Source organism: Thalassobaculum sp. (genome assembly GCF_965223715.1).
In the GTDB taxonomy this organism is placed as follows: Bacteria; Pseudomonadota; Alphaproteobacteria; order Thalassobaculales; family Thalassobaculaceae; genus Thalassobaculum.
The window spans coordinates 4330970-4350551 of the sequence record NZ_OZ245012.1 but is presented as its reverse complement, the minus strand read 5'-3'; the positions used below and the strand labels follow the sequence as shown (position 1 = coordinate 4350551).

The 19582-nt window shown below is 69.1% G+C and carries 21 protein-coding genes; 14 read left to right on the top strand and 7 right to left on the bottom strand.

Features of this window, described 5'->3' with window-relative positions:
- The first annotated feature begins 1 nt into the window (after position 1).
- The 5 genes from ACOQOP_RS20095 to ACOQOP_RS20075 are packed head-to-tail and all read left to right on the top strand — an operon-like array spanning position 2 to position 4544.
- Entirely contained in the window at positions 2-883 is an 882-nt protein-coding gene (locus tag ACOQOP_RS20095) for an ABC transporter permease (protein ID WP_420563595.1), read from the top strand.
- Between the two features lie 3 nt (positions 884-886).
- A complete protein-coding gene (locus ACOQOP_RS20090) occupies positions 887-2530 on the top strand; it encodes a dipeptide ABC transporter ATP-binding protein (protein ID WP_420563594.1) in 1644 nt (547 codons plus the stop codon).
- 10 nt (positions 2531-2540) lie between these two features.
- Positions 2541-2924, top strand: coding sequence for an oxalurate catabolism protein HpxZ (hpxZ, locus tag ACOQOP_RS20085; RefSeq protein WP_420563593.1), 384 nt, complete (start codon positions 2541-2543; stop codon positions 2922-2924).
- A gap of 25 nt (positions 2925-2949) precedes the next feature.
- A complete protein-coding gene (locus ACOQOP_RS20080; RefSeq protein ID WP_420563592.1) occupies positions 2950-3153 on the top strand; it encodes a DUF4089 domain-containing protein in 204 nt (67 codons plus the stop codon).
- Complete coding sequence (locus tag ACOQOP_RS20075) at positions 3150-4544, top strand: AtzE family amidohydrolase (protein WP_420563591.1); 1395 nt, start codon at positions 3150-3152, stop codon at positions 4542-4544. The genes ACOQOP_RS20080 and ACOQOP_RS20075 overlap by 4 nt, the downstream gene beginning before the upstream one ends.
- Here the strand turns inward: ACOQOP_RS20075 and ACOQOP_RS20070 are convergent.
- Positions 4541-5206, bottom strand: coding sequence for a TetR/AcrR family transcriptional regulator (locus ACOQOP_RS20070; RefSeq protein ID WP_420563590.1), 666 nt, complete (start codon positions 5204-5206; stop codon positions 4541-4543). The genes ACOQOP_RS20075 and ACOQOP_RS20070 overlap by 4 nt on opposite strands.
- A 124-nt stretch (positions 5207-5330) precedes the next feature.
- On the opposite strand from ACOQOP_RS20070, the gene ACOQOP_RS20065 reads away from it, so the two are divergent.
- The 3 genes from ACOQOP_RS20065 to ACOQOP_RS20055 all read left to right on the top strand — a co-directional run bounded on the left by ACOQOP_RS20065 (position 5331) and on the right by ACOQOP_RS20055 (position 9080).
- Positions 5331-6536, top strand: coding sequence for an HlyD family secretion protein (locus ACOQOP_RS20065; RefSeq protein ID WP_420563589.1), 1206 nt, complete (start codon positions 5331-5333; stop codon positions 6534-6536).
- Positions 6533-8113: a DHA2 family efflux MFS transporter permease subunit gene (locus tag ACOQOP_RS20060; protein WP_420563588.1), complete on the top strand. Its 1581-nt coding sequence runs from the start codon at positions 6533-6535 to the stop codon at positions 8111-8113. Before ACOQOP_RS20065 ends, ACOQOP_RS20060 begins: the two co-directional genes overlap by 4 nt.
- A gap of 67 nt (positions 8114-8180) precedes the next feature.
- On the top strand, positions 8181-9080 hold the full coding sequence (locus ACOQOP_RS20055) for a dihydrodipicolinate synthase family protein (RefSeq protein WP_420563587.1): 900 nt from the start codon (positions 8181-8183) through the stop codon (positions 9078-9080).
- 7 nt (positions 9081-9087) lie between these two features.
- Here ACOQOP_RS20055 and ACOQOP_RS20050 read toward each other — a convergent pair whose 3' ends face one another.
- The 5 genes from ACOQOP_RS20050 to cysE all read right to left on the bottom strand — a co-directional run bounded on the left by ACOQOP_RS20050 (position 9088) and on the right by cysE (position 13668).
- The gene (locus ACOQOP_RS20050; protein ID WP_420563586.1) at positions 9088-9303 is read right to left on the bottom strand and encodes a DUF2061 domain-containing protein; all 216 of its coding nucleotides are present in this window, start codon (positions 9301-9303) and stop codon (positions 9088-9090) included.
- Positions 9300-10085, bottom strand: coding sequence for a phosphoadenylyl-sulfate reductase (locus ACOQOP_RS20045; RefSeq protein ID WP_420563585.1), 786 nt, complete (start codon positions 10083-10085; stop codon positions 9300-9302). The genes ACOQOP_RS20050 and ACOQOP_RS20045 overlap by 4 nt, the downstream gene beginning before the upstream one ends.
- 129 nt (positions 10086-10214) lie before the next feature.
- A complete protein-coding gene (locus ACOQOP_RS20040) occupies positions 10215-10988 on the bottom strand; it encodes a ferredoxin--NADP reductase (protein ID WP_420563584.1) in 774 nt (257 codons plus the stop codon).
- Between the two features lie 171 nt (positions 10989-11159).
- On the bottom strand, positions 11160-12767 hold the full coding sequence (locus ACOQOP_RS20035; RefSeq protein WP_420563583.1) for a flavin-containing monooxygenase: 1608 nt from the start codon (positions 12765-12767) through the stop codon (positions 11160-11162).
- An 85-nt stretch (positions 12768-12852) separates the two neighbouring features.
- Positions 12853-13668: a serine O-acetyltransferase gene (cysE, locus tag ACOQOP_RS20030; RefSeq protein WP_420563582.1), complete on the bottom strand. Its 816-nt coding sequence runs from the start codon at positions 13666-13668 to the stop codon at positions 12853-12855.
- 232 nt (positions 13669-13900) lie between these two features.
- Here cysE and ACOQOP_RS20025 point away from each other — a divergent pair, with 232 nt between their 5' ends.
- From ACOQOP_RS20025 to rplT, 6 genes are all read left to right on the top strand, one after another.
- Positions 13901-14380: a MarR family winged helix-turn-helix transcriptional regulator gene (locus ACOQOP_RS20025; protein ID WP_420563581.1), complete on the top strand. Its 480-nt coding sequence runs from the start codon at positions 13901-13903 to the stop codon at positions 14378-14380.
- Positions 14373-15554 (top strand): HlyD family secretion protein, encoded by a 1182-nt coding sequence (locus ACOQOP_RS20020; protein WP_420563580.1) that lies wholly within the window; start codon positions 14373-14375, stop codon positions 15552-15554. The genes ACOQOP_RS20025 and ACOQOP_RS20020 overlap by 8 nt, the downstream gene beginning before the upstream one ends.
- Positions 15555-15655: 101 nt before the next feature.
- Positions 15656-17116: an alkaline phosphatase family protein gene (locus ACOQOP_RS20015; RefSeq protein ID WP_420563579.1), complete on the top strand. Its 1461-nt coding sequence runs from the start codon at positions 15656-15658 to the stop codon at positions 17114-17116.
- Between the two features lie 20 nt (positions 17117-17136).
- Entirely contained in the window at positions 17137-18003 is an 867-nt protein-coding gene (locus ACOQOP_RS20010; protein WP_420563578.1) for a ChaN family lipoprotein, read from the top strand.
- Positions 18004-18151: 148 nt separating this feature from the next.
- Positions 18152-18349 (top strand): 50S ribosomal protein L35, encoded by a 198-nt coding sequence (gene rpmI, locus ACOQOP_RS20005; protein ID WP_028795848.1) that lies wholly within the window; start codon positions 18152-18154, stop codon positions 18347-18349.
- Positions 18350-18360: 11 nt separating this feature from the next.
- Positions 18361-18720: a 50S ribosomal protein L20 gene (gene rplT / locus ACOQOP_RS20000; protein ID WP_420563577.1), complete on the top strand. Its 360-nt coding sequence runs from the start codon at positions 18361-18363 to the stop codon at positions 18718-18720.
- Positions 18721-18793: 73 nt separating this feature from the next.
- Here rplT and ACOQOP_RS19995 read toward each other — a convergent pair whose 3' ends face one another.
- Positions 18794-19399 carry an SOUL family heme-binding protein gene (locus tag ACOQOP_RS19995; RefSeq protein WP_420563576.1) on the bottom strand — a complete coding sequence of 202 codons (606 nt, stop codon included), beginning with the start codon at positions 19397-19399 and terminating at the stop codon, positions 18794-18796.
- Positions 19400-19582: the final 183 nt, after the last annotated feature.

Below are 19582 nucleotides of genomic sequence, written 5' to 3'. Positions count from 1 at the left end.
CATGAGCGCCACCACACCCGACGCCCCCGCCGTCAAAGAGCGAGGCTTCCTCGACCACGTGATCTACGTGCTGAGCGAGAACCCGATCACCGCCTTCGCCTTCGCGTTGTTCGCGCTGATCCTGCTGGTGGCGATCCTCGGCCCGGTGCTGGCCCCCTACGACCCGATGGAGTCCAACGCCGCCCGCGCCCTGCAGCCGCCCTCGGCCGATCACTGGTTCGGCACCGACAATCTGGGCCGCGACGTGTTTTCCCGGGTGTTGGTGGCCACCCGCCTCGACCTGATGATCTCGGTCGCCGCCGTCGCCCTGTCCTTCGTCGTCGGTGCTGCCATCGGCTCCGCCGCCGGCTACTGGGGCGGTTGGATCGACGGCGTCACCGGCCGGCTGGTCGACACGATCATGGCCTTTCCGCTCTTCGTTCTGGCCATGGGCATCGTCGCCGCCATGGGCAACACGGTGGAGAACATCATCTACGCCACCGCCATCATCAACGTGCCGTTCTATGCCCGCGTCGCCCGGGCCGAGGTGCGGATCCGCCGCAATGCCGGCTTCGCCCAGGCCGCCCGGCTGTCCGGCAACACCGACCTCCAGGTGCTGGCCTTCCACATCTTCCCCAACGCCCTGCCGCCGATGATGGTGCAGATCTCCCTGAACCTGGGCTGGGCGATCCTGAACGCCGCCGGCCTGTCCTTCATCGGCCTGGGCGTGCGTCCGCCGACCGCCGAGTGGGGGATCATGGTGGCCGAGGGGGCGAACTTCGTCGTCTCCGGCGAATGGTGGCTCGCCTTCTTCCCCGGCCTCGCCCTGATGACCGCCGTCTTCGCCTTCAACCTGCTGGGCGACGGCCTGCGCGACATCTTCGATCCCCGGCAAAGGACCTAGGCCATGTTCCTCGACGTCCAGGATCTCAACGTCACCTTCTCCACCCGGCGCGGCACCGTGAACGCGGTACGCGGGGTCAGCTTCTCGCTGGCCAAGGGCGAGACGCTCGGCATCGTCGGCGAGAGCGGGTCGGGCAAGTCGGTCAGCTCCTACGCGGTGATGCGCATCCTGGAGCATAGCGGCCGCATCGCCGGCGGCCAGATCACCTTCGACGGGATCGACCTGACCGGCCTGTCGAACCGCGAGATGCGGGAGATGCGCGGCCGCGAGATCTCCATGGTGTTCCAGAACCCGCGCGCCGCCCTGAACCCGATCCGCAAGGTCGGCCATCAGATCGAGGATGTGCTGCGCCGCCACAACCGCGCCACCCGCTCCACCGCCAGGGCCAAGGCGATCGAGGCGCTGCGGGCGGTGCGGATCGCCGATCCGGAGGCGCGCTACAACGCCTATCCGTTCGAGCTGTCGGGCGGCATGTGCCAGCGGGTGGTGATCGCCATCGCGCTGGCCTGCGACCCGCGGCTGCTGATCGCCGACGAGCCGACCACCGGCCTCGACGTGACCACCCAGAAGGTGGTGATGGACCTGCTGGCCGAGCTGACCAAGAGCCGGGGCATGAGCTCCATCCTGATCACCCACGACCTCGGCCTCGCCGCCGAATACTGCGACAAGATCGTCGTCATGAAGGACGGCGCCGTGGTGGAGGCGGGCGAGCCCAAGAGCCTCTTCGCCGACCCGAAGGACGCCTATACCCGCAAGCTGATCCGCGCCACGCCCCGGCCGGGTGCGGAGGTCGGCGACCTGGTGGAGCCGCCGGTGCCCTCTCCGGCCCGGCCGGTCCTGGGCGCCCCACTGCTGCAGGTCCGCGACCTGCGCAAGGTGTTCGGCAAGGGGGCGTCGGAATCCGTCGCGGTCGACGGCATCTCCTTCGAGATCCGCGAGGGCGAGACCCTGGGCCTGGTCGGCGAGAGCGGCTGCGGGAAGTCCACCACCTCCTCCATGGTCATGCGGCTGCTCGATCCGACCAGCGGCGAGATCTTGCTGGACGGCAAGCCGATGACCGACACCCCGGCCGCCAAGTTCGCCCGCGATCCTCGGCGCGGCAGCCTGCAGATGGTGTTCCAGGACGCCACCGACAGCATCAACCCGCGCTTCACCGCCCGCCAGGCGATCGCCGATCCGATCCGCCGACTGACCGACGAGAAGCCGGCCGGGCGGGTGGAGGAGCTGGCGACCCAGGTCGGCCTGCCGCTGACCCTGCTCGACCGCTTCCCGCACCAGCTTTCCGGCGGCCAGAAGGCCCGCGTCGGCATCGCCCGGGCGCTCGCCTCGCGGCCCCGGCTGCTGATCCTGGACGAGCCGACCGCCGCCCTGGATGTGTCGATCCAGGCGATCGTGCTGAATCTGCTGGCGGAGCTGCGCTCGAAGCTGGGCGTCAGCTATCTGTTCGTCAGCCACGACCTGCACGTCGTCCGCCTGCTCTGCGACCGGGTGATCGTGATGCGCCAGGGCAAGGTGGTGGAGGAAGGCACGGCCGAGGCGGTGATGCACTCGCCGCGAGACCCCTATACCCGCAGCCTGCTCGACGCCACACCGATGCCACCGGCCGAGATCTCCGCCATGCCCGCTCTCGCCAAGGCGGCCGAGTAGGAGCGCGGGCGTGGAAATCGACATCCCTGAGGTTCTGGCCGAGGTGACGGCGGCCTTCCACCGCTACGAGGCGGCGCTGATGGCGAACGACATCGCCGTGCTGAACGAGCTGTTCTGGGAAGCGGAGAAGACGGTCCGCTACGGCCCGCAGGAGGCGCTGTACGGCTATGGCGAGATCGCCGGCTACCGCAGCGCCCGCGACGTCAGCGACATCGCCCGGGAGCTGACCCGCACGGTCATCACCACCTTCGGACGCGACCACGCCACCGCCTTCACCGAGTACCGCCGGCTCTCCAATGGCCGGATGGGCCGCCAGAGCCAGACCTGGGTCCGCATGCCGGAAGGCTGGCGGGTGGTCGCCGCCCATGTAAGCCTGCTCCCGCCGCCCGCCTGACCCCTTTCTCAACACCGAGGACCGCATGGCCGCCGCCGATTTCGATGCCGACACCTACATTCGCGCTGCCGCCCCGATGCTGGGCCTGGACTTGGATGAGGAGCGGATCGCCGCGGTGATCCCGTTCCTCGCCATCGCCCGGGAGATGGCAGAGCTGCTGGAGGCCGCACCGGTGCCGGAGGGAACCCTGGCGCTCGCGCCTGTCTACGATGCGGAGCGGCCGAAGTGACCGGCCTCGATCCCTTCGCCCCGGCCTGGCAGGTCGCCGAGGCGGTCGCAACCGGCACCATCACCGCCGAGGAGGTGGTCCGATCCGCGTTGGACCGTGTCGCCACGGTGAACCCGGTGGTCAACGCTTTCACCGACGTCACCGCCGAGCGCGCCCTGGCTCAGGCCCGGGCGATCGACGCCGACCGGGTCGCCGGCAAGCCGCTTCCGATGCTGGCCGGCGTGCCGGTCGCGGTGAAGAACCTGTTCGATATCCAGGGTCTGCCGACGAGAGCCGGGTCGAAGATCAACCGCGACCTGGCTCCAGCGACCCGCGACGGGGTGCTGATCGAGCGGCTGACCGCCGCCGGTGCGGTGCTGATCGGCGGGCTGAACATGGGCGAATACGCCTATGACTTCACCGGCGAGAACGCCCATGACGGCGCCTGCCGCAACCCGCACGACACAACGCGCATGGCCGGCGGCTCGTCCTCGGGCAGTGGTGCGGCGGCGGGGGCGGGGCTGGCGGCGCTGACCCTGGGCTCCGACACCAACGGGTCGATCCGGGTACCGGCCTCCTTCTGCGGGGTGTTCGGGCTGAAGCCGACCTATGGCCGGCTGACCCGGGCGGGCAGCTTCCCGTTCTGCGACAGCCTGGATCATCTGGGGCCCTTCGGCCGCTCGGTGCGCGACCTCGCCCTGGCCTATGACGCGATGCAGGGGCCGGCCGACGGCGATCTCGCCTGTGCCGGACGGCCGGTCGAACCGGTCCTCAGGTCGCTCGACGCCGGCATCGCCGGGCTGCGCATCGCCACCCTGGGCGGCTATTTCGACACCGAGGGCATGCCGGAAGCGCACGCGGCGGTGCGCGCAGCCGCCGGGGCGTTGGGGGCGACACGAACCGTCGAGGTGGCGGGCGTGGCAGAGGGGCGGGCCGCTGCCTTCGTGATCACCAATGTGGAGAGTGCCGCCCTGCACCTGAAGAACCTGCGGAGCCGCCGCGACGATTTCGACCCGGACACCCGCGACCGGTTCCTGGCCGGGGCGATGCTGCCCGGCCCCTGGTACGCCCGCGCCCAGCAGGTCCGCGCCTGGTACCGCGCGCAGTTCGCAGAGGTGTTCGCCGAGGTGGATGTGTTGATCGCCCCGGCCACGCCCTTCCCGGCCCCTGAGATCGGCTGCCGGACGGTGACGATCCGAGGGCGCGAAATGCTGACCCGGCCAAATATCGGGATGTTCACCCAGCCGATCTCGGCCATTGGCCTGCCGGTCTGCGCCGTGCCGGTCCGGCGCGACGGCCTGCCCATCGGCGTTCAGGTGATCGCCGCCCCTTGGCGGGAGGACCTGTGCCTGCGGGTCGCCGCCTGGCTGGAGAAGGAGGGCGTTGCGGGCTTCACCGCGCCGACGCTCTAGGTCCGGTAGGCGCGCAGAAACAGCCTCACCGCATGGTCGACCACTGCGTCGATCCGGTTGGCGTCCGGCTGGTGCTCCACATCCAGCAGCACGCGAAGCTGCAGGTCGCCGCGCAGCAGGCCGATGAAATCGGCCGCCGCCTGCATCGGATCGTCGATCGCCAGCCCCGCCTCCGCCCCATGGAGCTCGAGCTGGCGGGCGAGACATTCCCGGGTGGCCATGGGCGCGGAGCGGTAGAACGCCCGGCCGAGCTCGGGGAAGCGCGGGCTCTCCGCGACCACCATCCGGTAGACCTTGGTGGTGATCGGATCGGTGAAGACCCGGACCATCCCCGCCGCCCAGGCCCGCAGCCGGGTCTCGAAATCCGGGTGGCTGTCGGTCAGCACGTCGTCCAGGTGCCGGCGCCGGCGCTCGCGCTCCACCACCGCCTCGAACATCGCCTCCTTGGAGGCGAAACGGGTGTAGACGGTGGCTTTCGACACCCCGGCATTGCGGGCGATCAGGTCGACCGAAGCCGGGCCGAAGCCATGCTCCATGAAGGCGGCGGCGGCGGCGTTCAGGATCTGCCGGGTCTTGGGATCCTGGCCGTCATCCTCCGATTTACAGGGAATCTGCAGGGAATTTTTCGGAGGGGTGCGTGAACCGTCGGCGCGTCTTGGCATGGCCGTCCCTGCGGATGAAGCTTGACGGGGCGTAATTGATCTTCCATGTGTGCGCAATACAAAACTGAACGGTTCAGTTCAGTTGCATGTCCCTCGAATTCGTTTCACATCATGGAGTCGCCCGGTGGACGCCCAGTCGCCGAACGAGGCCCGCGAGGCCGATGCGGAACCGCCCTTCAGCAGCAGCTCGAAGAAGCGCCGTCGGGTGATGTTCCTGGCCGCCTTCCTGATCGTCGCCGGCGCTGCGGGCGGCTTCTGGTGGTGGCACGGGCTGGGCAAGGAGGAGACGGACAACGCCTTCGTCGACGGCGACACCCAGCTCATCGCCAGCGAGGTCACCGGCCGGGTGATCGCCGTGCATTTCGCCGAGGGCTCGGCGGTCAAGCAGGACGCGGTACTGGTCGAGATCGAATCCGCCGATGCCGAGGCCCGGGTCGCCGAGGCCGAAGCCGCCCTGGTTCGCGCCCATGCGGACGCCGCCCGGGCCGAGGCCGACCTGTCCTATAGCGAGGCCGATACCGATGCCCGACTGGCAGAGGCGCAGGCGGCCAGGGACCTGGCGGAGAGCACGCTGGCCCAGCGCCAGGCCGATGTGACCGCCGCCGAGGCGGAGTCGAGCCAGGCCGCCGCCGACGCGACCCGCTACCGCCAGCTCAGCCGCGCCGACTTCGCCTCCAAGCAGCGGCTCGAGACCGCCGAGGCCCGGGCGCGCACCACCGGCGCCCAGGTCAAGGCCTCCCACAGCGCCGTCGCTGCCGCCGTCGCCGAGGTGCGCCGGGCCGAGGCGGCCATAGAGACCGTGCAGGCCGCCCGCCGCGAGATCGCCGCCCGCGAGGCCGAGCGCGACGCCGCCAGGGCCGCCGTGCGCGAGGCCGAGGCCTCCCTGCGCGCCGCCCGGGTCGCCCTCGACCACACTCGGATCGTCGCCGCCCATGACGGGACCGTCACCAAGAAGTCGGTGGTGGTCGGCCAGCTCGTGCAGACCGGCCAGGCGCTCGCCTCCCTGGTCTTCGGCCAGCCTTGGATCGTCGCCAATTTCAAGGAGACCCAGCTCACCGACATGCGGGTCGGCCAGCGGGTCGATATCGCGGTCGACGCCTATCCGGACCTGGCGCTGCACGGACGGGTCGACACGATCGGCCGGGGCACCGGCGCCTATTTCAGCCTGCTGCCGACCGAGAACGCGACCGGCAACTACGTGAAGGTGGTGCAGCGCGTGCCGGTGAAGATCGTGATCACCGACGGGCTCGATCCGCAGCGCCCGCTGTCGCTGGGCATGTCGGTGATCCCGACCGTTCATGTGGACGGTGAAGGGTCCGCAACGGAATGAGCGACGCCGCCTCTCCGGCCGGTGGGCGGCGCAAGGTCAATCCGTGGATCATCGCCCCGGTCGTGGCGATGGCCGCGTTCATGGAAGTGCTCGACCTCTCCATCGCCAACGTCGCCCTGCCGCATATCGCCGGTAGCCTGTCCGCGTCGCGCGACCAGTCCACCTGGATCCTGACCTCCTATCTGGTGACGAACGCGATCGTCCTGCCGCTGAGCGGCTGGCTGTCGACGGTGATCGGGCGCAAGAAGTTCTACATGATGTGCATCGCCGGGTTCGGCGTGGCCTCGCTGCTCTGCGGCCTGGCGCCGACCCTGGAGCTTCTGATCCTGGCCCGCACCCTGCAGGGCCTGACCGGCGGCGGGCTGCAGCCGGTCAGCCAGGCGATCCTGGCCGACACCTTCCCGCCGCATCAGCGGGCCATGGCCTTCGCCATGTATGGCATCTCGGTGGTCTTCGCCCCGGCCATCGGACCGACCCTGGGTGGCTGGATCACCGATAATTTCTCCTGGCACTGGATCTTTCTGGTCAACGTGCCGGTCTCCATCGTCCTCTGGCTGCTGGTCGAGGCACTGATCGAGGATCCGGAGGCCGCCAAGGAAGAGGTCAAGCGCCGCCGGGCGGCCGGCATCCGGATCGACTATATCGGCTTCGCCCTGCTGGCCCTCGGCCTCGGCTGCCTGCAGGTGATGCTGGACAAGGGGCAGGAGGAGGACTGGTTCACCTCCCATTTCATCCTGGTCATGGCGGTGATCGCGGTGGTCGGCCTGGTCGCCTTCGTGTGGTGGGAACTGGCCAGCGACGACCCGATCGTCGACCTGTCCCTGCTGCGCGACCGCAACTTCGCGCTCGCCAATGCGATGATGTTCATGCTCGGCTTCGTGCTGCTCGGCTCGACCGCCCTGCTGCCGCTCTTCGTCCAGTCGCTCTACGGCTATACAGCGATGCAGGCCGGCATGGTGCTGTCGCCGGGCGGGTTCATGATCATGGCGGCGATGCCGATCGTTGGCCGGCTGGTCGGCGTGGTGGACGCGCGCTACCTGATCGTCTTCGGCCTGGCCTGCTCGGCCACCGGGCTGATCCTGATGAGCGGCTTCACCCTGGACGCCGACTTCTGGACCATCGCCCATGCCCGCATGATCCAGGCCGCCGGCCTCGGCTTCCTGTTCATCCCGATCTCGTCCATGGCCTATATCGGCCTGCCGCCGGGCAAGAACAATCAGGCGGCCGCCCTGATCAACCTGTCGCGCAACCTCGGCGGCAGCGTGGGCATCGCCCTGCTCTCCACCTGGCTGGCCCGGGGCTCGCAGACCAACCGGACCGACCTGATCGGCCATGTCTCCGCCCTGGACCCCGACTACCTGGCCCGGGTCGGCGAGATCGAACGGGGGCTGATCGCCAACGGGGCGCCGCCCGCCGACGCCCATCAGATGGCGCTCGCGGTGATCGCCCGGACCGTCAGCCAGCAGGCCGAGCTGCAGTCCTTCCTGCAGGACTTCACGACCCTGGCGATCGTGTTCGTCGCGCTGATCCCGGCCGTCCTGTTCCTGCGCCGTCCGAAGCGACCGCCCGGCCCCTGATCGGCAGCGCAAGGGGTGACGCCGGGCCGCCGGGATTGTAGTGATGGCGAAAACCGGGAGGACGACCATGAAACACGATCTCGACCGCGCCCTGTCGGGCATCTCCGGCATCCTGGTCACGCCCTATGACGGCGACGGCGAGATCGCCCCGGCGAAGCTGGCGCCGATCGTCGACCGGGTGCTCGGCGCCGGGGTCCACATGCCCGTCGTCAACGGCAATACCGGCGAGTTCTACGCCCTGACCACCGACGAGGCCTGCACCATGGTGCGCGAGGTGGCGGGGCTGGTCGGCGACCGCGCGCCGCTGCTGGCGGGCGTCGGGCGCGGAATCCGCGATGCCTGCCGCCTGGCCAAGGTCTCGGCCGAGGCCGGGGCGAGCGCCCTGATGATCCACCAGCCGCCGGATCCCTTCGTCGCCCCGCGCGGGGTGGTCGACTATGTCCGCGCCGTCTCCGACGCGGCCGACGGCCTGCCGATCATGCTGTACCTGCGCAACGACGCCATCGGCACCAAGGCGATCGCCGAGCTGTGCGGCCTGCCGGGCGTGAAGGGCGTGAAATGGGCGACGCCGAACCCGATGAAGCTGGCCGAGGCCATGGCCGCCTGCGATCCCTCCATCACCTGGGTCGGCGGCTTGGCCGAGGTCTGGGCCCCGCCGTTCTACGCGGTCGGCGCGCGCGGCTTCACCTCCGGGCTGATCAACGTCTGGCCGGAGCGTTCGGTGGCGATCCACAAGGCCCTGGACGGCGGCGACTACGACACCGCCGGCAGGCTGATCCGCGAGATGCGCGCCTTCGAGGACATCCGCGCGGAGGAGCTGAACGGCACCAACGTCACCGGGGTGAAGGCGGCGCTGCAGGCGCTCGGCATGGATTGCGGCCCGACCCGTCCTCCGTCGGCCTGGCCGCTGACCACGGCGCAACAGGACAAGCTGCAGGCCTTCCTGAAATCCAACGGGCTGATCTGACGGCCCGTCAGTTGGCGCCCCACTGGAAGCGGTCCCACACCCGCTCATGGCCGTAATACAGGGCCATCTTCGTCAGCACCTCGAGGCTGGCGATGGAGCTCGCCCAGGCGAAGCTGCCGGTGATGAACAGGCTGATCAGGAAGGTGTCGAACGTCGCCGTCACCCGCCAGGTGAGCGTCTTGGCAAGCGAGCGCTTGCGCGATGTTCGCGGACCGTCGGTCATGCTCCCTCTCCTTCTGCCGTCTTCGTTCCCGACAAGGCCCCGGCGGCGCCGCGCGCGCCGTGGATGCCGCATTCCGTCTTGCCGCGGCCCCGCCAGCGGCCGGCCCGCGGGTCCTCGCCGGCGCAGGTCCGGTCGGTGCAGGGGGCGCAGCCGATCGACAGATAGCCCTGGGCCAACAGAGGATGGGGCGGAAGGCCGTGGCTTTCCATGTAGGCGTCGATATCCGCCGGCCGCCAGCCGAGCAGCGGGTTGATCTTGATCCGCCCGTCGGACAGCTCGATCGGCTTCAGTCCGGCCCGACCCGCGCTCTGATACGCCTTGCGGCCGGTGATCCAGGCCTCGAACCCGGCGAGTCCGCGGTCCAGCGGGGCGACCTTGCGCACGAAGCAGCACTGGTCGGGGGCCGTCTCGTGCAGGTCGCCCTCCGGGTCGAGGGCGGCGAGCTCATAGGACGCCGGCGCAAGGCTGCGTACGTCGGTCAGCCCGAGCCGGGCGACCAGGGCGTCGCGATAGGCCAGGGTCTCGTCGAACAGCTTGCCGGTATCGAGGAACAGGACCGGCGTCGCCGGGTCGATCTCGGACACCATGTGCAGCAGGACCGCCGCCTCCGCCCCGAAGGACGAGGTCAGGGCCGCACGGCCGGGGAACGCGTCGCGCAGCAGCGGTCGCAGCAGCTCCGCACCCTGCAGCCCGCCATATCGGCTCTGCAGGCGGGCGGCCTTGCGGTCGAGGGGCTCGGGAGCCTGGGCGACGTCGTAGTGGGAGTCCTGGCGCGCGCGCATGGGCACCTCCAATAGGTGTCGGGCCCACGGAGACGCACCCCGTGGCGCTTTAGCGGTTGGTGACGCGGCCGCAAGCTGCCCTTCAAATCGCCGCGCCGGCCCGGACGTCAGGGCCGGATAGTCGAAGTCTCAGCGCTCGACGAACGCCTTCTCGATCACATAGCTGCCGGGGGCGGAGTTGTTGCCCATGGCGAAACCCAGGCCCTCGACCCAGTCGGTCATCTCGTCCAGCATCGCCGGGCTGCCGCACAGCATCAGCCGGTCATTGTCCGGGTGCAGCGGCGACAGGCGGAGGTCCGTGAACAGCTTGCCCTGACGCATCAGGTCGCTGATCCGGCCGCGCGGGTCGTAATCCTCGCGGGTGACCGTCGGGTAGTAGGAGAACTGGGTCTGCACCTGTTCGCCGACCAGCGGATGGTCCTTCAGGTCCTTACGCAGCAGGTCGCCATAAGCCAGCTCCGAGGCGTAGCGGCAGCCATGGGCCAGCACCACCCGGTCGAACTTCTCGTAGACCGTCGGGTCCTTGATCAGCGACAGGAACGGGGCGAGGCCGGTGCCGGTCGATAGCATGTACAGCACCTTGCCCGGCAGCAGGTTCTCGGTCAGCAGCGTGCCGGTGGGCTTGTTGCCGACCAGCACCTTGTCGCCGACGGCGAGGTGCTGCAGGCGCGAGGTCAGCGGTCCGTCCGGCACCTTGATCGAGAAGAACTCCAGGTCCTCCTCGTAATTGGCGCTGGCCAGGGAATAGGCGCGCACCAGCGGCTTGCCGTCGACCTCCAGCCCGATCATGGCGAACTGGCCGTTCTCGAAACGGAAGGCGGGATCGCGGGTCGTGCGGAAACTGAACAGCGTGTCGGTCCAGTGGTGCACGTCCAGCACGGTCTCGGTCCGGAAAGCGGCCATGGGCAGCCTCGTCTGATACGGTTGATCTGGCCCCAATAGATACCGGCAGCGCCCTGGAATCCATTGATTTCAATCAACAAGGATCAGAAAGAACGGGACGGTCCCGCAGCCGCGAAAGGCGCGACAGATCCATTCCGCCAGGCTCGGATCGCGCGACCGGTGCGTTCCGCCTCAGCCGAGACGCAGTTCGCGGTATCCGTCCCGGGCCACCGCATCGCAGCGTTCGCGGTAGGCGACGGCACTGCCGCTGTAGCGGGCCAGGATGCGTTCGGTCTTGCCGGCATTGCGGTTCACACCGGTCATCCAGCTGTCGACCTCGTTGGACAGCAGCCCCTCGCCGGCCTTGCGCACGGTCTCGGTCCAGTCGGCCACCGCCTCGCCGGTCGTGGCGGCGAAAGTCAGGTCCCGGTCGCGCATATGCGCCATCAGGCCGGTCACCCACTCGACATTGTATTCGATGCTGCGCGGGATGTTGCCGAGCGCGGTATGGGGCCCGACCAGCATGAACATGTTCGGGAAGCCCTCCACCATCACGCCGAGGAAGGTCTTCGGCCCGCCCTTCCAGCGCTCCTTCAGGGTCTGGCCGCCTTCGCCGCGGATATCGATCCGGTCGAAGCTGCCGGTGATGGCGTCGAAGCCGGTGGCGTAGATGATCATGTCGAACGCGAACGCCTCTTCAGCCGTCTCCAGGCCGGTCGGCGTGATCCGCTCGATCGGGGTGGAGAGCGCGTCGACCAGGCGCACGTTCGGCTGGTTGTAGACCTCGTAGTATTTCGTCTCCAGCGGCACGCGGCGGGTTCCGAAGCCGTGATCCTTGGGGATCAGCAATTCGGCCACCGCCGGGTCGTTCACCCGCTCGCGGATCTTCTTCGCGACGAAGTCCGACAGCATCCGGTTGGCGGTGCGGTCGACCAGAACGTCGCGGAAATTGCCCTGCCAGATGCCGAAGCCCGGCTCGTTGTAGCGCTGCTCCCAGAACGCCTCGCGCTCGGCCTCCGACACCTCCAGGGCGCTGCGCGGATCGGGGGTGTGCAGGAAGCAGGAGAAGGTCTCGCGGCAGCGCTGGAAAATCTCCGGATAACGCGCCTTCAGCGCCGGCTGCTCCTCCGGCGTGATCTTGGCGTTGTGCAGCGGCGCGCACCAGTTCGGCCGGCGCTGGAAGACGGTCAGGGTCTTGGCCGTCTTCGCAACCTCCTGGATGGTCTGCACGCCGGTCGCCCCGGTGCCGATGACGGCGACTCGCTTGCCCTCGAAGCTCACCGGCCCCTTCGGCCAGAGGCCGGTGTGGAAGCTCTCGCCTTTGAAATCGTCGATGCCGGGGATCAGCGGCATGGTGGGCGAGGAGAGCGGGCCGATCGCGGTGACCATGAAGCGGGCGGTGTAGCGGTCGCCGTCTTCCAGGGTCACCGTCCAGGACTGGTCGCCCTCGTCGTAATCCGCGGCCGAGACCCGGGCGTTGAAACGGATGTCGCGCCGCAGGTCGAGCTTGTCGGCGACGTGGTTCAGGTAGCGCAGGGTCTCCGGCTGGGCGGCGAAATGCTCCGACCAGTCCCATTCGTCCAGCAGTTCCTGGTCGAAGGAATAGGCGTAGGAGTAGCTCTCGCTGTCGAAGCGCGCCCCCGGGTACCGGTTCCAGTACCAGGTGCCGCCGACGCCGGTGCCGGCCTCCAGCACGATGACCTTCAGGCCGAGCCCCCGCAGCTTGTGGAGCTGGTACATGCCGGAGATCCCGGCACCGATGATGACGACGTCGAAGACGTTAGGTGAATGATCGTTCATGGCGGTGAAACCAAAGCAGCACCGCGAGCCGGCGACAAGATGCCGAATATGCTGCGCTGCGATACGGGCGCAGCAACGGCCGGTTTCACTTCACGAAGCGATGATCCATCGACAGGGCCGGCTGGTCGCAGTTGCTGCCGCGCACCACCTTGGCCGGCACGCCGGCAACCGTGCAGTGCGGCGGCACGTCGCTCAGCACCACGCTGCCGGCCCCCACGCGGGAGCACTCCCCGACCTCGATATTGCCCAGCACCGTCGCCGACGCGCCGAGCAGGGCGCCGCGGCGGATCTTCGGGTGCCGGTCGCCGGTCTCCTTGCCGGTGCCGCCGAGGGTGACGTTGTGCAGCATCGACACCTCGTCCTCGATCACCGCGGTCTCGCCGACCACGACCGAGGTGGCGTGGTCGATCATGATGCCGCGGCCGATCTGGGCGGCGGGGTGGATGTCGACGCCATAGACCTCGGAGATCCGGGACTGCAGGTAGAAGGCCAGCGCCTGACGGCCCTGCCCCCAGAGCCAATGGGCCACCCGGTAGGCCTGAATCGCCTGGAAACCCTTGTAGTACAGGAACGGCTCCAGATAGCTGTTGCAGGCGGGGTCGCGCTCGAACACCGCCGACAGGTCGGCGCGCACCGCCGCCCCCACCGTCGCGTCGCCATGCACCGCCGTGTCCACGGTCTGACGCAGGGACAGAGCGGAGATCGCCTCCGACCCGAGCTTCTGGGACAGGTGAAACGCCAGCGCGTGTTCCAGCGTGTCGTGGGCGAGCACCGTGGCATGCAGGAAACTGGCGAGCGCAGGCTCGTCCTGGGCGGTCTTGTCCGCATCCGCCCGCAGGGAGGACCAGATCGGATCGAGGTCCGGCTGGGCCGGCCGCGGCGAGAAGGACGTATCCGGCATCCTCTGCTCCTCCCGTGTCGGCGGCGCTGTCCCGGGAGGGACTGTCCGCTCATCCTTGACGTTGGACCGCACTATACCTGTTTCAAGCGAGGGAATTAACCGCGCTTCGGAACGAGTGCTTTGCGGTGACTCCGCGACTTCTGGCACGCTGGGCAGTCATCGCCAAGCGACTCGTCGCGGTCGTCTATGATCTGCTTGGCAACGGTTGTCATGACAACTATATTTGCCCGCCATGGAACGTACCGACCTGCACCGGAACTTCGGGTTCCTCGTCCACGACGTCGCCCGACTGATGCGGGTCGCGTTTGATCGCCGCGGCAAGGAGCTGGGGCTGACCCGCTCCCAATGGTGGGTGCTGACCGCGCTCTACGCCAAGGAGGGCATGGCCCAGTCCGAACTCGCCGCCTTCATGGAGCTGGAGAAGGCCACGCTCGGCCGCCTGCTTGACCGGCTCGAGGACAAGGGCTGGGTGGAGCGCCGGCCGGATCCGGTCGACCGCCGGATCAAGCGCGTGGTGCTGACCGACACGGTGCAGGGGCTGATGCGCGAACTGCGCGGCATCGCCGCCGATATCCGCAGCGACGCCATGAAGGGGCTGAGCCGCGAGGAGCACGAGGCGTTCATCGACACCCTGTTGAAGATCAAGGCGAACCTCTACGCCTTCGACGAACTGGCGGGCCCCGCCGCCCAGGCGGAGGCGGCCGATGACTGACATGGGGAAGAAGGACGACGCCAATCCCGGCGGCGGCCAGGGCGTCGTGCCCTCCGAAGACGGTCCGATTACCGCCCATAGCGCCCGGCCGAGGCGCCGCCGCGGCCGCTGGGTCAAGCGTCTGGTCCTGCTGGTGGTGATCCCGGTCCTGGCCCTGGTCGGCGCGTCCTACCTCTACGCCGTCACCGGCCGGTTCGTGACCACCGAGAACGCGTATGTGAAGGCGCACATCATCGCCATCTCGACCGATATCGACGGCCGGGTGACCGAGGTCTTCGTGCGCAACGACCAGCGGGTGAAGGCCGGCGACCTGCTGTTCCGGATGGATCCCGACCCGCACTGGCTGGAGCTGAAATCGGCCGAGGCGCGGATGATGACCGTGCGCCAGGAAGTCGAGGCGAAGCGGGCCGAGTTCCATCAGGTCCAGGCCGAAATCGACGAGGCGCGGGAGACCGTCAGCTATTACGCCCGGGAAGCCGATCGGCAGCGCCAGCTCAACAAACGCGGCGTCACCACCGAGGCCCGGCTGGACGAGGCCGAATTCGAGGTCGCGTCCGCCCGCCAGCGAGTCCGCGCCCTGGAAGAGAAGGTGCGCACCGTGCTGGCCGAGCTTGGCGGCGACCCGGAACGGTCCGTCGAGCTGCATCCGAAATATATCGAGGCGCAGACCGCCCGCGAGATCGCCGAGCTGCATCTGGGCTATACCGAGATCCGCGCCCCCGCCGACGGGATCGTCACCCAGGTCCATCTGGAGCCGGGCGAGTGGCTGGAGGAGGGCGACCCCGCCTTCGGCCTGATCGAGGCGGACGACACCTGGGTGGTGGCGAACCTCAAGGAGACCCAGCTCACCCATGTGCGCGAGGGCCAGGTGGTGGAGGTCGGGATCGACGCCTATCCGGACGTGACCTGGAAGGCGCGGATCACGTCCATTGCGCCGGCCACCGGGGCAGAGTTCGCGGTATTGCCGCCACAGAACGCCTCGGGCAACTGGGTGAAGGTGGTGCAGCGCATCCCGGTGCGGATCGATATCGAACCGGTGGAGGGTCGCCCGATCCTAAGGGCCGGCATGACCGCGTCGATCTCGATCGACACCGAGCGCGAGCGCGAGCTGCTGACCACCGTGCGCGAGTCGCTGGCCGCCCTGCGCGCGCCGGAGGGCGAAGCGCCCCAATAACCCTGGCACAAACCCTGGGTGCCGCGGTGTGTCACCGGACGGTCATGCTTGCGGTGTAATAGGATACTCCCCTGCATCCTGCCGATCTCCGGAGTGTCCCCATGCCTGCGCAGAAAGTCCTGGTCGTCGTCTTCGACGGCATGCGCCCCGATCACGTCACGCCGAACCAGGCCCCGAACATCCATGGCTTCGCCACCGGCGGGGTGTGGATGCGCAACACGGCCTCGGCCTTCCCGAGCGAGACGCGGGTGCAGGTGACCACGTCGATGACCGGCCATCCGCCGGCCGGCCACGGGATCATGGCGAACGCCTTCTACGATCCGGCCCTCGGATTCTCCTCGGCCATGGATACCTCCGACGACGAGCGCATGCGCGCCGCCGACCGGGTCTACGGCCGGCTGATCGCGGCCCATCACCTGAGCGAGATCCTGTGGGGGGCCGGTCGCAAATTCGCCGCCGTCACCACCGGCAAGGTCGGCAACGCCCGCCTGCTCGCGGGACGGGCCGCCGAGCTTAACCAGCCGGTCCTGTCGATCTGGGGCGACGCGATCTCCACCCCGGCCGCCCAATTCGCCAAGGTGGTCGAGCGGTTCGGCCCAGTGCCGCAGCAGGTCTTCCCGAACAGCGCGGTCGCCGACTGGGCGGTGACGGTGCTGCTGGAGCACACCATCCCCGACCACAAGCCGGACGCCTGCGTGCTGTGGCTGAACGAGCCGGACCTGTCCTACCACTATCGCGGCCTCGCCAGCGGCGACGGCCAGAGCGCCATCGGCGCGGTGGATGCCGGGTTCGGCCGAATTCTAGACTGGTGGAAGACGCAGGGCCGCGAGGAGGGCTGGAACATCATCGCGATGTCCGACCACGGCCATGTCACCGTGGAAGGCCAGTTCAGCGTCGCCGAGGCGCTGACCAAGGAAGGCCTGAAGGTCGGCAAGGCGCTCGGCCCCGATGTCGACTACGCGCTCAAGTCCGGCTATTCCGCCCATATTGCCGTGCGCGACCGCGACCCGGCCCTGGTGAAGCGGCTGGTGGAGACGCTGCAGGCGCAGGACTGGTGCGGCCCGATCATGACCCGGGCCGATCTGGGCGACGACGGTACCCTGCCGATCTCGGTGGTGAACTGGGACAGCCCGCGCGCCGCCGACGTCGCCTTCACCCTGCGCTCCTGGGACCGCGACAGTGAGGGCGGGCTGCCCGGCGTCATCCTGGCCGACAATCCGGACATCCCGCTCGGCGGCGGCATGCATGGCGGCCTGAACAGGCGCGAGCTGAACCACTGCCTCTTCCTCGGCGGCGACAGCTTCCGCAAGGGCGTCGAGATTGCCACGCCCAGCGGCACGATCGACGTCTCGCCGACCATCCTGAAGGCCCTCGGCCTGCCCCAGCACCCGCTGATGGCCGGCCGGCCGATCGAGGAGGCCTTCGCCATTGGCGACGCCGCGCCGGAGGTGGTCGAGCAGGTGCACGAGGCCGGCCGCGGCGGCTATGCCCAGAAGATCGTCACCGCCACCGTCGGCGGGGCGAAGCGGCCGTATCTGCGCTGGGGGATGCGGACCGCCTGAACCGACCTATCTTGTCGGGCATGCACCGACTGCTCGCCCTGCTCATGCTCCTCCTCGCCCCGGCTGCCTGGGCCGATACCGCCTGGGAACATGGCGACGGCACGCCGGCGTCGCGGTCGGCGGTCGATGCCGCGCTCGCCCGGGCCGATCTCGTCCTGCTGGGCGAGACCCATGACAACCCGCACCACCATGCGGCCCAGGCCGCCCTGCTGCGCGCCATGACCGAGGCCGGCCGCCGCCCGGCGGTCGTCTGGGAGATGGTCCGACGCGACCGCCAGCCCGCGCTCGACGCCTGGGCGGCCGGCCCTCAGGCCCGCGATCCGCTGGGTTTTGCGGCCGCCGCCGATTGGGAGGCCGGGGGCTGGCCCGACTTCGCCCTGTACCGGCCGATCGTCGAGGCGGCGATCGAGGCCGGTCTTGCGATGATCGCCGGTGGGCTGGATGCCGGCCCGACCCGGTCGGTGGCCGGGGACGGTCTGGCGGCGCTTGGCCCGGATCGGCTCGTCTCCTGGGGTCTCTCCGAGCCGGTGCCGGACGCCGTGCGCGACGCGCATCTGGACGCCGTGTTCGAGGGCCATTGCCGGCTGGTGCCGCGGGATCGTCTGGGCGCCATGGTGGACGTGCAGGTCGCCCGCGACGCGTCCATGGCCGCCGCCCTGCTCGGCCATCCGGACGGCGCGGTCCTGATCGCCGGTCGCGGCCATGTCCGCACGGATATCGGCGTGCCCCTGTTCCTGCGCCGCCTCGCCCCCGGGGCCCAGGTCGTCGCCGTCGGTCTGAGCGAAGGCAGTGCGGAGGGCAGCTTCGACTATCGGCGTGCCTTCCCATCGCCCGACCGGGTGGATCCGTGCATCGCCCTGCGCGAGCGGTTCACCCGGCCGAAGTAGCGGACTCCGCTTGCCCTGACGGAACGTTTCCCGTATATCCCCGCCTTCCCGCTCCGGACCTGTGCCGGAGTTGGGCCGTCGCGTCTGGGCGAAAAGGGCTGCCCGGCCGACGCGAAGTCGACAACGTCGAGAGTAAAGGAGCGACAAAATGCCCAAGATGAAGACGAAAAGCAGCGTCAAAGGCCGCTTTCGCACGACGGGGTCCGGAAAGATCAAGGGCAACGTCGCGTACAAGCGCCACATGCTGCGCCGCCGTTCCCAGAAGATGAAGCGTCAGGCCCGCGGGACCTTCGTATTGGCCGAGGCCGATCAGAAGATCGTCAAGCGGTTCATGCCCTACGGTTGAGGAGCGGATAGATGGCACGAGTTAAGCGGGGCACCACTGCGCATGCCCGCCACAAGAAGGTCACGGACGCCGCCAAGGGCTACTATGGCCGTCGCAAGAACGTCTTCCGGATCGCCGTCCAGGCGGTCGAGAAGGGTCAGCAGTACGCCTACCGGGATCGCCGGGCCCGCAAGCGCGATTTCCGCGCCCTGTGGATCCAGCGCATCAACGCCGGTGTGCGCCAGTACGGCATGACCTACTCGCGGTTCATGAATGGCCTCAAGCTCGCCGGCATCGAGCTGGACCGCAAGGTCCTGTCCGACCTGGCGATCCACGAGCCCGCCGCATTCAAGAACATCGTCGATCAGGCCGAGGCCGCGCTGAAGGCTTAAGCCGGACGCAGATCGCGAACAGGATTGAGGGCTGGTCTTCGAGACCGGCCCTTTTTCTTTTCCGAGGCTTGGATCACCGGATCCGCAGCAACACCTCGTTCCGCCGCAGGAAGCCCGGCGTCCAGGGATCGTCGTAATAGGCGAGCAGCGCCGGCCCGTCCGGCTCCAGCCCCCGGCCCGCCATCCAGTCCCGCAGCCGCCCCTCGTGCTCGGCGAAATCCGCGTCGTCGGCCCGGCCGCTGAACCGGATCGCCGCCAGGCGCCTCGGCGGCCAGCGGTCCAGCGCCACGCCGCCTCCGGACGGCGGCGGCAGTTCGTCGAGCGCGTACTGCGACGGCATCACGAAGCGGATCCGCCAGGGTCGGTCGCCCTCTGCCGCCTGCTGGATCACCGGGGCGGTCATGGCGATGCGCTCGCCCTCCCGGTCCTTGGCGAAGATGTAGCCGGCCAGCGCGCGGAAGCCCTGGCGCACGCCCTCCTGGCGGTCGCCCGCCGTGGCCGCCTCCGCCACCACCATCGCCGGATAGTCGCGCAGCTCGATATCGCCCTCGGCCTCGACCACCGTATAGGCCGGCTGTTCCACGCTGTGGGTCACCCAGTACCATCCTCCGGCCAGGGCCAGAACCAGCACGCAGACCGACACCACGGCACCGATCGTGATCTTAAGTCCCCGGCCCATCGCCGCTCCGTTTCGACACGCATGTCCCGCGCCCCGCCACCAGGCGGCGCGGCACAGATGTGGGGCGAAAACCGCCGCCGTCGAACCCGCGCCGCCCGCCCTGGCCGGACGCCCTCCGCTCCCGGACGCCTGGGGGCTCGCAAAACCGAAAGCGACCCGTTAAAACGGCGCCCACCGGACCGG